Annotated in this window: 13 protein-coding genes; all 13 read left to right on the top strand. The window is 63.2% G+C overall.

The window, feature by feature from the left end; translation table 11 throughout:
* On the top strand, positions 1-401 hold a 401-nt coding region (locus tag MF270_RS24220; RefSeq protein WP_238368313.1), incomplete at its 5' end, for a zincin-like metallopeptidase domain-containing protein.
* Between the two features lie 23 nt (positions 402-424).
* Entirely contained in the window at positions 425-634 is a 210-nt protein-coding gene (locus MF270_RS24215; protein WP_197919454.1) for a DUF6330 family protein, read from the top strand.
* An 87-nt stretch (positions 635-721) separates the two neighbouring features.
* Positions 722-1,111 carry a DUF3768 domain-containing protein gene (locus tag MF270_RS24210; protein WP_238368312.1) on the top strand — a complete coding sequence of 130 codons (390 nt, stop codon included), beginning with the start codon at positions 722-724 and terminating at the stop codon, positions 1,109-1,111.
* Positions 1,112-1,265: 154 nt separating this feature from the next.
* Positions 1,266-3,248 carry a ParB/RepB/Spo0J family partition protein gene (locus MF270_RS24205; RefSeq protein WP_238368311.1) on the top strand — a complete coding sequence of 661 codons (1,983 nt, stop codon included), beginning with the start codon at positions 1,266-1,268 and terminating at the stop codon, positions 3,246-3,248.
* A 74-nt stretch (positions 3,249-3,322) separates the two neighbouring features.
* Positions 3,323-3,916, top strand: coding sequence for a regulator (locus tag MF270_RS24200; RefSeq protein ID WP_238368310.1), 594 nt, complete (start codon positions 3,323-3,325; stop codon positions 3,914-3,916).
* Positions 3,917-4,019: 103 nt separating this feature from the next.
* Complete coding sequence (locus MF270_RS24195; protein ID WP_238368309.1) at positions 4,020-4,673, top strand: DUF6927 domain-containing protein; 654 nt, start codon at positions 4,020-4,022, stop codon at positions 4,671-4,673.
* 124 nt (positions 4,674-4,797) lie between these two features.
* The gene (locus MF270_RS24190; protein WP_152467379.1) at positions 4,798-5,124 is read left to right on the top strand and encodes a type II toxin-antitoxin system PrlF family antitoxin; all 327 of its coding nucleotides are present in this window, start codon (positions 4,798-4,800) and stop codon (positions 5,122-5,124) included.
* The gene (locus tag MF270_RS24185) at positions 5,121-5,639 is read left to right on the top strand and encodes a type II toxin-antitoxin system YhaV family toxin (RefSeq protein WP_152467378.1); all 519 of its coding nucleotides are present in this window, start codon (positions 5,121-5,123) and stop codon (positions 5,637-5,639) included. The genes MF270_RS24190 and MF270_RS24185 overlap by 4 nt, the downstream gene beginning before the upstream one ends.
* A gap of 147 nt (positions 5,640-5,786) precedes the next feature.
* Positions 5,787-5,939, top strand: coding sequence for an antitoxin PaaA2 family protein (locus MF270_RS24180; protein WP_152467377.1), 153 nt, complete (start codon positions 5,787-5,789; stop codon positions 5,937-5,939).
* A 101-nt stretch (positions 5,940-6,040) separates the two neighbouring features.
* Entirely contained in the window at positions 6,041-10,303 is a 4,263-nt protein-coding gene (locus MF270_RS24175; RefSeq protein WP_152467376.1) for a strawberry notch family protein, read from the top strand.
* A gap of 121 nt (positions 10,304-10,424) precedes the next feature.
* The gene (locus MF270_RS24170; RefSeq protein ID WP_152467375.1) at positions 10,425-10,811 is read left to right on the top strand and encodes a DUF6878 family protein; all 387 of its coding nucleotides are present in this window, start codon (positions 10,425-10,427) and stop codon (positions 10,809-10,811) included.
* 1 nt (position 10,812) lies between these two features.
* A complete protein-coding gene (locus MF270_RS24165) occupies positions 10,813-11,274 on the top strand; it encodes a DUF6915 family protein (protein ID WP_152467374.1) in 462 nt (153 codons plus the stop codon).
* A gap of 100 nt (positions 11,275-11,374) precedes the next feature.
* A complete protein-coding gene (locus MF270_RS24160) occupies positions 11,375-11,692 on the top strand; it encodes a hypothetical protein (protein ID WP_238368308.1) in 318 nt (105 codons plus the stop codon).
* Positions 11,693-11,744 lie beyond the last annotated feature (52 nt).

Genomic DNA, 11,744 nt, shown 5'->3' with positions numbered 1-11,744 from the left:
GAAAACGCGAGGAACCCAACGAAAAAAGCAATCGCCAGCAAAAACGCGGCATAATCCGAACATCGGCATTATGGGTCTTATGCCGATGTCGGCATAAGGCCCATGCCACGAAAACCCCGCATCGGCTCAATCGCGACTACGGCCTCTCGCGCTTCGGCAACACGGCCTATGCCCGCGAAGAGATCGTCGCCGAGCTGACCTCGGTGTTTCTCGGCCAGACGCTCGGCTTCACGGCCCATACGCTCGAGATGAATGCCGCCTATCTCCACAACTGGTTGCGCGTTCTTCGCTCAGATAAGGGTGCGATCTTCAAGCACGCCGCGGATGCGCAGCGCGCCTGTGATTACCTGATCGCACGGTCAGAGGCGGGCAGGGCAGGGCGCAGCGCCGAGGCTGCTTGACCATACGGAGAACGGAGACTCGCATGTCACGTAAAGAACCCAAGACGCTGCGGGTGGCCTGCTTCAACGACGGCCGCCGCAAGATCATCTCCTTCAAACGCGGTGCCTATTGGTGGAGCGCGTCCGAGGGCGCGTATCCCCTCTCGGCGGCACTTGAGAGCATCAAGGAACAAGGCGGTTGGATCGAAACCATCCCCAACCCGAATTACAGACCCAAGGGGCTGTTCGGGTAGGGCGCCTTCTGCTTCGGTTCCTCCGCCCCGCGGAAAAGAAAAAGCAGGCTTTGGGAAGGGTGTTTCAACTTCTCAAAGGAGAGCCCTATGACCATCACTGCACAGCCCCATACAGAATGCCCGGATCCGAGCGTCATCGCCGCGCAGAACGACGCGTTCCGCAAGCTCGCGTGCCTTGGAGTGCCGCCCGCGCAGCCCGTCCAAGGCCGGATGCATGTCACCCGCTCGCTCATGGAGGTCGGTGACGGCTTCATGGCCGAGGCGGTGAAGGCCACCGGTGAGTTTGCCACGTTCGAGCCCGAGAATGACCCGGAAGGCTGGCACGATTTCGGGGCGGTCGAGATCCGGGGCGAGACCGTGTTCTGGAAAATCGATCTCTATGAAGCGGATTCTGATTTCCGCTACGGTGCCGAGGCCCCGGACAATCCCGCTACTACCACGCGCGTGCTGACCATCATGCTGGCGCGCGACTGGTAGGGCGGGGGGAGCCTTAAGTCCTACACCTCCGACACGGAAGGCCCACTGACCCTTCAAAGGGAGAGTGGGCCTTTTGTCGTGGTGATCCCTGAAGCCGGGGATTGGCCGCGCGCGAGCGCGCGGACCGCATCCTACCCATCGAAAAGGACATCCCATGACCGCAAACTTTACCCCTCTCACCGTCGCCATCGGCGATCTGATCCCGCATCCCGCCAATGTGCGCAGCAACTCGCCGGAAACCTATAATTCCGAAAACATCGCGCATTTGAAGGCCAGCATCGCTGTGCTGGGCCTGCTCCAGCCGCTCCTTGTCCAGAAGCTTGACGGCAAACACGCCGTGCTGGCCGGTGGCCGACGCCATGCCGCGCTGAAGGAACTGGTCGCGGACAAGTCCGCGAAGGGCTTCACGGCGAAGACGAAGATCGACTGCCGCCTCGTGCCCGAGGATTGCGATGTCACCACGGCCCTGTCGCTTGCCGAGAACATCACCCAGGCACCGATGAACGCCATCGACGAGTTCGAGGCCTTCGCCCGAATGATGGAGGTCGACGGCCAGACGCCCGAGACCATCGCAAAAACCTTCGGCACCACGGTGGCCGCCGTGAAAGGCCGGCTGCGCTACGGGCTGATCCACCCCGACATCCGCGCCGCGGCCCGGGCCAAGACGATCACGCTCGACACGATGAAGGCCTTTGTCGAGCATCCGAGCCAGGAGGTGCAGCGCGAGGTCTTTGAGGCACTCACGAAAGACGGCGGCTATCTGCAGGCCTACACCGTCCGTCAGGCGCTCAAATCGCGCGGCGTGCAGGTCAGCGACGATATCGGGGCCTTCGTGCGTGAAGACTACGAGGCCCGCGGCGGCGCTGTCGCGGCCGATCTTCTGGAAGAGCATTCCGTGCTCGAGGATGCGGCGCTGGTCGAGACCATACTGCTCGAGAAACTCGGGGCTGCCGCTGAGGAGGCCCGCGCAAAACTAGGCTTTGCCTGGGCAGATGCGATGGTGCGTTATGATTACGCGACCATGGCAGACTATGGCCGTGTCTACCCAGGACCCGTCGAGCCGGATGAGACCGCCCAGAAGCGCGTGGATGAGATCACCGCTGAACTTGAGAAACTGCAGCTCGAAATGGAAGATGAGGGGCTTGAGGACGGCGCTTACAATGCGCTCTACGACCGGGTGGACGCTCTGGAAGAGGAAGCTCGCGACCTGCAAGAGGCCTATAGCGCTGAGGACCTCGCGCGGTCCGGGGTGATTGCGTCGTGGCAGGGTGGGCAGATCACGCTCCATGTTGGCCTCGTCCGCCCGGAGGACATCGCGAAAGAGGAGGGCGCGCGCGGTTCGTCGGCCAACCCGACCGCGCAGGAGGCCCCTGACGCTGGCGAGATCAGCTACCCGGCCTCGCTTGCAGAGGACCTCAAGACCGAGCGGGCCATGGCGCTCGGGGCTGCGATGGCGCTGCATCCGGAGGCCACGCTCGATCTGACCCTGTTCAAGCTGGTGAGCGATGTTCTGGGCAGCGGCATGAGCGTCACGCAGGCGATCAAGGTCGACGCCCGCAAGGAATACCGCAGCCATGCCAAGATGGACGAGATCGACGAGACCTCGCTTGAGCAGGTGGCGGCGGCGCATGATGCGCTGGACCTCTCCTGGCTCGATGACAGCCGTTCGCCCGCCGATCAGTTCGCGGCGTTTCGCGCGCTGGAGGCCGGCGAGAAGGCCAAGCTCGTGGCCTATGCCACCGCCAGTACCACGCAGTCCTGCTTTGCCCGGGACCCGCGGCGCGACAGCCTGATGCATGACTTCGAGATCGAGATCATGCCCGACATCCGAGCGCATTGGACGCCGAACGCGGCGCTCTTCAACCGCTTCAAGAAGGCCTGGCTCCTGAAGATCCTCGGCGAGGATCTGGGTCTGGCACAGGAGGCAGTGACGCTGGCCTCGTCGAGCAAGAAGGAGATCGTCGCCTTCTGCGACAAGCTCTTCGCCGAGCCCTTCGCCACGCTCACGGAAGCGCAGCGCGCTGCCGTGGCCGCCTGGTGCCCGCCCATGATGCAGACGGCCGGTGTCGTCTGTGATGAGGCGGAGCCCGCCTCGGCATCTCCCGAGCCTGACAGCGAGATCGCGCAAGCGGCTTGAGGCCTCACGCGACCCGCGCGAGATATTCCGCCCGCGCGGGTCGACCCTCCCACACCCAACGGAAAGACATCCCCATGGCTATTCTCAAGTTCTCTGCCTCCGCTGTCGCAGCGCAGATCGCCCATGCGCGCGCCTGCAAAACCTTCCTTCCCAACTGGAACGGCCCGGTGGACAGGCCGGCCCTGATCCTCATCGTCGGCAACGGCGTGCATCTGCGCTCGAACGGCATCGATGGCACGACCACCCGCATCGTCACCACCGAACAGGCCGATCCGTCCTTCGCCTTTGCCGACGGCATGAACCCGTTTCGGGATACCGATTGGATGGCGCAGCGCCGCATGGCGTTTCGCGATCTGACCGGCCAGTTTTATACCGACATTCTCGACGATGTGCAGGTGCTCATCGACCGGGGGCAGGGGGCCATCCGGCTCGCCACCGATGGCCACAGCATCCGTGTCTTCGTCCGCCGGGCCGCGGACTATCTCATCGGCGGGACCTACGAAGTGCCCTCGGGCCTCGGCGGCACCTTCCAGGTCATCCTCAAAGATGCCTGCGACACCTTCGCAATCGTGCAGAACTGCGGCAATTGCGAGGATTTCGACGCCATGCAGCCCTACCGCGTGCCGCTCGATGCGCTGATGGAACTCGATGATCGGAAGGCGGCATAACGCGCCCTTTCTCAAGCAAGCATCGCCAATACCCTGCCGGGCCTGCGGCCCTATCGGGACATTGGCGACAACAATTTTCCCCAACGAGAGAAAGGACACTGAAATGGGATGGCTCTTCTACACCGACCGCCGCGTCCAGACCTACGCGGATGAGAAAGCGGAAATCACCCGGCTCTGCACCTGTCATGGCGACACGCGCAAAACCGAACTGGTCAAAGCCTGCAAGGTCGGCTCCACCTGGTATGCGGCGGCAAAGGTCACCAATCTCGACGGCACCCCTGTCGAGGACTCGACCTATGTTACGCATGCGGACGGCTCGATCACTTTCGGAGCCGTCTTCCTCACCCGATACGATGACGGCTGCTGGGGCTACAAGGATATGGAGGAAAGCGCTGGCCCGAACGAGTGTCGTGCTCCCCTTGGGCTGATCGAGCTTCTCTCCGATCTGAAAGACCCGGACAGCTACGCCCAGGACTGGCGCCAGCGTTGCCGGGATTGGGCGTCGATCCCGGACTACGAGGAAGGCGACAAGATCAAGCTCGCAAAACCGGTCACGCTCACCGACGGCAGCACCTGCCAGATCGTCACCGCGACCCACTACAGGCGCGGGCGGCAAAAACGCCGGTGCTACCGCATCGAGGAAACCGGTGGGCTCGTGCGCCTGTCGAAAGCGACGCTTGCGGGTTCGGAGCTGCTCAGCTCCGCGAAAGGTGCTGTCAGCCCGGTGCTGGCGGAGTATCTCGCGGGGCGAGAATAGGTGCTGTGCCGGACGGTTCATCGACCTGCCGGCGACAGCAGATCCTGCGGCTTGTCTTGACAAGACAATGCAGATGCATTACCTATCACGGGCAGCAAAGCCCCTTTTCTTTCAGGAGACTGCCATGACAGCGCTCGCAGAAGACGTCTCGAAACTCACGGATCGGTATCAGACGACCGTGCCGGCGGGTGTGCGCAAACAGCTCAAGTTGGGCAAAGGCGACCAGATTCGCTACTGCACCGAGCCGAGTGGCAGGGTCTATATCGAGCCCGTGCGCAGCGACGAGGAAGATCCTGCGCTCGGAGCCTTTCTCGATTTTGTCGAGGCCGATATCAAGGCGCATCCGGATCGCATTCGGGCGTTCGATGGGGCTTTGCATGACCGTCTTGCAGCACTGGTCGGAGAGGTTGAGGTCGATCTCGATGCGCCGCTATCGCTTGAGGATGAATGAGCGGCGATAGCGTGCCCGCCCAAGCGCCCCTTGTCGTAAACGGATGGTCGATTTATGCGCATCCGCTCTTTCTGGACCAGCTAGAAGGGCTGATCGAGGAGGTCGAGGCGCGTAAGGCACGCGATCCAAAGACATGGCGAAAGAAGAACTGCACGAAACGGCTTGCCGCCATCTTCAAGCTGGTGGCCGAGGCCATACCGGCGGATCCGGGTTCCGCGGCCTTCCGGCAAGGCGGCACACTCGGCGATCACCGCAAGCACTGGTTCCGGGCGAAATTCTTCCAGCAGTATCGGTTGTTCTACCGGTTCAACAGCGATGCGAAGGTCATCGTGGTGGCCTGGGTGAACGACGATAAGACCCTGCGCGCCTACGGCAGCAAGACGGATGCCTATGCGACGTTCAAAGGGATGCTGGAAGATGGAAATCCACCTGACGATTTCGACGCGCTCCTGAAAGAAGCTGCGGTGGCGGACAAGCGGTTCGAGACGTCTCTCGAAGCGGCGCCCGATCGGTAAGTGGCCCGGTTAGCTATTAACCTTACGGCCTTGCCGTTTACGGCACCACTGTGGGTGATGTAGCATCGACCCATCGCATAGTCGGAGAAAGCGCAATGGACCCAACGGCTAAGGAACAGCCGCACCTCGGTCTCGAGAAGCATTTCCGTGGCGGCTGATGTCAATTCGTATGACGCGTGGTTTCGTGCGCAGGTACAGACCGCGCTTGAGGATGCACGCGCGGGAACTTCACAGGTTCAGGTAATGCAGGCCGCGCAGGCTTTGATTGATGCGAAGCGCCAGGGCCAATCCAAGCCCTGACCAAGCCTTGGAGGTCAGCGCGGTCTGACCTCATCACACCGAAAAGCGAAAGCGGGCTTTTTGTCCTTTGGAACTCAGACCCTGATCCAAAGGAATTCCCCATGACCAAGCCCAATCCGGCGAACCCGACTCTTTCAATCTCTGACGCTAACGTCGCCTCTGCGCTGGCGCAAATCGGCGCGGAAATCGACCACCAGCCCCTGCGCAGCTCAGCGCTCGCACGCATCATGCGAGAGACCTTTCTTGGTAGCGATTCTGGCGGTGCCTGGGACTGGCGGAAGGCCTATGACCTGATGCAGGCCGCGGCCGTCCAGATGCTGTTGCGGGAGGACAACGCAGCGGGTGACATCGCCACCGCAAAGCTGCTTGCCTCACGGCTGCTGACGGAAACCCGCCGGTCAGAGCAGCAGATCCGGCTGCAGCAGTTTTCCACGCCGCTGGCATTCGCGGCCCTGATGGTGTGCGCCGCGGCGATCCGCAAGGGCGAGACCGTGCTGGAGCCCTCGGCTGGCACTGGTGCCCTGGCTGCTTTCGCCGCCCGGGCCGGTGCCATGCTTTTGCTCAATGACATCGACCCCTTTCGCCAGAGCCTATTGCGCGCTGTCTTCGGTGGCGAGGTGACGAGCCATGACGGCGAGCATATCGACGATCTGCTGCAGACGCCGGTTCTACCCGACATCGTGGTGATGAACCCGCCCTTCGCCTCTTCGGTCGACCGATCCCGCGACAAGCACATCGCCGCCAAACATCTCATTGCGGCTGCAAAGCGTCTCGCGCATGGCGGGCGGCTGGTGGCGATCATGCCGCCGGGATTCACGCCCGAACGCGATGCCGCGCATTGGTCGCGCGCTTGCGGTCTCCTGACGCCGCGCTTGGCCCTCACGATGCCGGGACAGGTTTACCGCAAGCTCGGCACCTCTGTGGAAACCCAGCTGATGGTCTTCGACAAGGTGCAGGAGGACGGAGAGATGATCCGCGCCAGCGTCAGGGACTTGGATGAAGCCTTGGCATATGTCGACGCAGTGGCCGCAACCCGGCCCGAGGCGCGCCCCGCCCAAAGGGTGGCGTCGATGCCGCACGCGCGGCCGACCGTTCACTCTTCTGCCCCGCGCAAGACCGCCGCTGCGCCTCTCGCCGCCTCCAATCCACGGCCCAATGCCGTCCGTCCGCTCAGCTTCACAAGCTTTCAGACCCCGCGCGACAACAGGCCCGTCTCGGACATCTATGCGCGCTACCGGCCGCAGCGCATTGAGATCGCGGGCGCGCAGGAACATCCCACTCCGCTGGTCGAAAGCATCGCCATGGCTTCCGTGGCGCCGCCCGTGCCTTCGGACACGGCCAGTGCGGAATTGCGCCTGCCAGCCAGGCTGATCGAGGATGGGCATCTCTCCGAGGCTCAGCTCGAGACCATCATCATGGCCCATGATGCCCATGGGCGTGACCTGCCGGGGCGGTTCACCATCGACGACGACCAGACCAAACTCACCCGTGCCGATGATGACCCGGACGCCAATGCTTATCGCCTTGGCTACTTCCTCGGTGACGGCACGGGCTGCGGCAAGGGGCGCGAATGCGCCGGGCTCATCCTGGTGAACTGGCTCGCTGGACGCAGAAAGGCGATCTGGGTCTCCAAATCCGCCACGCTCATCGAGGACGCGATCCGCGACTGGACCGATCTTGGCGGCTCGCCCGCCGACATCCAGCCGCTCTCCAAATGGAAACCGGATCAGCCCATCCCGATGGGCGACGGTATCCTCTTCGTCACCTACGCCACGCTGCGGTCCGCGGGCAAATGCGGCACCACGCGACTGAGCCAGATCCTCGCCTGGATGGGCGACGACTTCGATGGCGTGCTGGCCTTTGATGAGGCCCATGCCATGCAGAACGCGGCAGGGTCCGAGCAGGGCAGGGGGGTCAAACCCTCCCAGCAGGGCCTTGCGGGCCTGCGGCTGCAACTGGCCGCACCCCGCGCCCGCGTCTTCTACATCTCGGCCACGGGTGCCACGAGCGTGCATAACCTCGCCTATGCCGCGCGGCTCGGACTCTGGGGGCAGGGCCCCGAATACCCCTTCCCAAGCCGCGAGAGTTTCGTGTCGGCGATGGAAGCCGGCGGCGTTGCCGCCATGGAAGTGGTCGCGCGTGATCTCAAGACGCTCGGCCTCTACACGGCGCGCGCCCTCAGCTTCGATGGCGTGGAGTATGACGTGCTCGAACACGCACTTACTCCGGCCCAGATCGAGATCTACGACGCCTATGCGGGTGCGTTTCGGACGATCCACCACAATCTGGAAGCCGCACTGACTGCGACCGGTGTCAATGACGCCTCGGGGGAGACCAATGCCTCGGCCGCCCGCGCCTCGGCCAAGTCCCGGTTTGAAAGCACCAAGCAGCGCTTCTTCAACCATCTCCTGATGGGCATGAAAGCCCTGACCATCATCCGCGCCATCGAGGATGACCTCGCGGCGGGCCACGCTTGCGTCATCCAGGTGGTCTCGACAGGTGAGAGCCTGCTGAAACGCCGGCTTGAAACGATGGACCCCGACGACGAGCTCGTCGAGGTTGCCTTGACGCCGCGCGACTATGTTCTGGGCTACCTCGAACAGGCCTTCCCGATCCACGCGCAAAAGCTCGTGGAGATCGACGGCAACATGGTCGCGGAACCCTTGCGGGATGAGGCCGGCGCGCTGGTCGTCTCGCGCGAAGCGCTCGCTTTACGTGACGCGGCCATGATGGAGTTGATGACGCTGGCGCCGATCCCCTCGGCGCTCGATCAGATCCTCTGGGCTTTTGGCGATGAGGCCGTGGCAGAAGTCACGGGGCGGTCCATCCGGCCCCTCAAGGCCGAGGATGGTCATCTCTTCATCGAGAAGCGCAGCGCAAGCAGTAATTCGTCGGAGACCCAAGCCTTCATGGACGGCGAGAAGGATGTCTTGATCTTTTCCGATGCGGGCGGGACGGGCCGGTCCTATCATGCGGCACAAACGGCCAAGAACCAGAAGCGGCGGCGGCACTACCTGCTGGAGCCCGGCTGGCGCGCCGATGCGGCCATCCAGGGGCTGGGCCGCACGCATCGCTCTGCGCAGGTCAGCGCACCCTTCTTCCGGGTCTGCACCTCAGATGTGCATGGCGAGAAGCGCTTCACTTCGACGATTGCCAAGCGCCTCGATCAGCTTGGGGCCCTCACCAAAGGCCAGCGCGAGACCGGCTCGCAAGGCATGTTCCGCGAGGAGGACAATCTGGAAAGCCCGATCGCACGGGCGGCTTTGCGGGGATATTTCGCCGATCTTGCCGCCGGGCGCGCCGAGGCGATGAGCTACGAGAGTTTCACCGACTGGACCGCCCTGCGGCTGATCGACAAGGACGGGGTGCTGCTCGAAGAGCTTCCGCCGATCCAGCGGTTTCTCAACCGGGTGCTGGCGCTGCCCATCCACATGCAGAACGCGCTCTTTGCCGAGTTCATGCGCCGGATCGCTGATCAGACCGAACGGGCGCGCGCGGCAGGCACGCTCGATCTCGGCGTGGAAACCCTCCGCGGCGAAAAGATCGAACAGGTCTCGACCGAGGATCTCTGGACCTGCCCGAAATCCGGCGCCGTGACGCGGATCATCGGGCTCGAGGTGACGGACCCGGTCCATGTGCTGTCGGCGGATGACGCCCTGTCGCGCAACCCCGACAAGCGGCCGATGGTCAATCGCGCCTCCGGCCGCGCGGCGCTCATTTCGGCGCGCCCCATGCAGATGTATGACGAGGACATTGTCACGCTGATGCGCAAGGCCGTGCGATCCAACGGGTCGAGCTACCTCGAGGAGACGCGATTTGAGGCCTCGGCCTGGGAAGAGATCGGCAAGCCCGAGTTTGCAGGGCTTTGGGATGCTGAGGCTGCGTCCCTGCCGAAAACCACCACGACCAAGCTCTACCTGCTGACCGGGCTGCTGTTGCCGATCTGGAAGGACATTCCGACCACGAATGAACGCATCTACCGGGTCACGCCTGACGGGGCGACGGCCATGATCGGGCGCACGTTGAGCGAGGAAGGGGCAGCCGCGCTGCGCGCCCGCTTCCTTGTCTCCAACCCGCAAACGCCGCAAGAGATGCTGACTGCCGCCCTCGGCACCACCGCACCGGTCGATCTGGGCCGGGGTCTCACGATGACCCGTCGCCGGGTTGCAGGCGAGATGCGCCTCGAGCTCTCTGGTGCGGAACGGGGCATGATCGAGGGTCTCAAGTCCATTGGGTGTTTCACCGAGATCATCGCCTTCCAGCTGCGGGTGTTCCTGCCGCATGGGGACGGTGTCGACACGGGCGACATTCTGGCCCGGATCGTGGGGATGAGAACCAGCAAGGCGGCAGAACAAGCCGCCTGAAAAGCCAAAGCAGGCTTTGGGTGGGGCGTCGCAGATCGGGATTTGTCCGGTCTGCGCGTTCCGGGCGCGCGCGGGCCAATGCCACGCCCGACCCCTCAATTTCTTACAAGAGGACAGACCCATGACCAATCCCCAGATCGACTATGCCGCAATGGCGGCTCAGTGGCGCGCGGAGCGCGAAACCACCCTGAAGGCGACCCGAGCGGAGCTGATCGCGCAACTACGTGCGCTTGGCATCAGCGAAGTCACTGCCGAATACGAAGGCTATGGCGACTCCGGCAATATCGAGGATGTGACCGTGCAGTCTGCGGAGGTCAAACTGCCGGAGGTGCTTGCCACAGAGGTGGGCGATTTCGCCTGGTCGCTCGCTTATCACCATCACCCTGGGTTCGAGAACAACGAGGGCGGCTATGGCACGCTGACCTGGGACATTGCAGCAGACAGCATCACACTCGATCACGCCGACCGCTATGTCGAATGCTCACACAGCTATGACGAGGGGCTTTGAGATGGCGCATCCGCTTCATCATGCCGAAAGCTCGGCCCGAAAATTCGGCGGGGTGCCGTCCGACTATCAGTCCATACATAACTGGTTCGATGCCTCGAAAGAGCACCTCGCGCTCTTCACGCACCGGGCCTTGCGTCACCATGCCCAAGGCCTGTTTGAAGCCGAACGTGCCTTCGGTCTGACCCTGACCAATAGCGCTGGTCGAGAGATCCCCGTGCGCTGGATCGGCGAGCAGCATGTTCGTGAAGACTGCCAAGGCCGCATCCCGAGCATGGCGGACTGGCTGCGACGGATCCAGCCCGAGCCATGGATGGCCAATGGCCATATCGAGCAGCATGTCAGCGTGGAGCCCTGCAGCGATCCAAGAGTTGCCTGGGCATCAGAGGTGGCCGCCGGGCGAACGGTTCTTGGTCTGAAGGATTGGATGGCGGCGCGCGCGACGCAAGCCACGCAAGGTGCCTGACAGCTCTCGACCGTTTGCCAAACGAATAGTGCACGGAAGCCCGGTTGGACGACCGGGCTTCCTGCGGCGTTTACCCACCATTCTTCGTAAGGAGGTTCGCATGACACTCGAAGACATCAAGGCCGCCGTCGATGTCGGTCAGACCGTGCATTGGGTCAATACTGGCTACGTTGTGCACAAGGACCGGCTCGGTCAGTACCTGATCAGCTTTCTGCCGAACGGCAGCTGCATCGGTCTAACCGACCGGGAAGGGCACCGGTTGAATGGCAAAGAGGCGGAGTTCTTCGTCGCGCGATCGAAGGACGCCGCAGAAATTCCAGGCAACCAATCAAGACCAGACGGGCAGGGGAGGGGCGTAGCACCCGGAGGCGCGGGGGCATTCCCACTCGGACGGGTCACGTCCGTCAAGGTGGTGTAATTTCCCGGATGGCCTGAGGGCATGATCAGGCGGCTTTCGTTGTTATGCTGAG

The sequence above is a fragment of the Mesobacterium pallidum genome, assembly GCF_019966535.1.
Lineage (GTDB): Bacteria > Pseudomonadota > Alphaproteobacteria > Rhodobacterales > Rhodobacteraceae > Mesobacterium > Mesobacterium pallidum.
This window is presented reverse-complemented; position numbering and strand designations above follow the sequence as displayed.

Coding starts and splice junctions, on each gene's coding strand:
- MF270_RS24160 (WP_238368308.1), top strand. CDS start 11,375: ATGACACTCGAAGACATCAAGGCCGCCGTCGATGTCGGTCAGACCGTG.
- MF270_RS24185 (WP_152467378.1), top strand. CDS start 5,121: ATGAGCGGCGATAGCGTGCCCGCCCAAGCGCCCCTTGTCGTAAACGGA.
- MF270_RS24200 (WP_238368310.1), top strand. CDS start 3,323: ATGGCTATTCTCAAGTTCTCTGCCTCCGCTGTCGCAGCGCAGATCGCC.
- MF270_RS24205 (WP_238368311.1), top strand. CDS start 1,266: ATGACCGCAAACTTTACCCCTCTCACCGTCGCCATCGGCGATCTGATC.
- MF270_RS24165 (WP_152467374.1), top strand. CDS start 10,813: ATGGCGCATCCGCTTCATCATGCCGAAAGCTCGGCCCGAAAATTCGGC.
- MF270_RS24215 (WP_197919454.1), top strand. CDS start 425: ATGTCACGTAAAGAACCCAAGACGCTGCGGGTGGCCTGCTTCAACGAC.
- MF270_RS24195 (WP_238368309.1), top strand. CDS start 4,020: ATGGGATGGCTCTTCTACACCGACCGCCGCGTCCAGACCTACGCGGAT.
- MF270_RS24175 (WP_152467376.1), top strand. CDS start 6,041: ATGACCAAGCCCAATCCGGCGAACCCGACTCTTTCAATCTCTGACGCT.
- MF270_RS24190 (WP_152467379.1), top strand. CDS start 4,798: ATGACAGCGCTCGCAGAAGACGTCTCGAAACTCACGGATCGGTATCAG.
- MF270_RS24210 (WP_238368312.1), top strand. CDS start 722: ATGACCATCACTGCACAGCCCCATACAGAATGCCCGGATCCGAGCGTC.
- MF270_RS24170 (WP_152467375.1), top strand. CDS start 10,425: ATGACCAATCCCCAGATCGACTATGCCGCAATGGCGGCTCAGTGGCGC.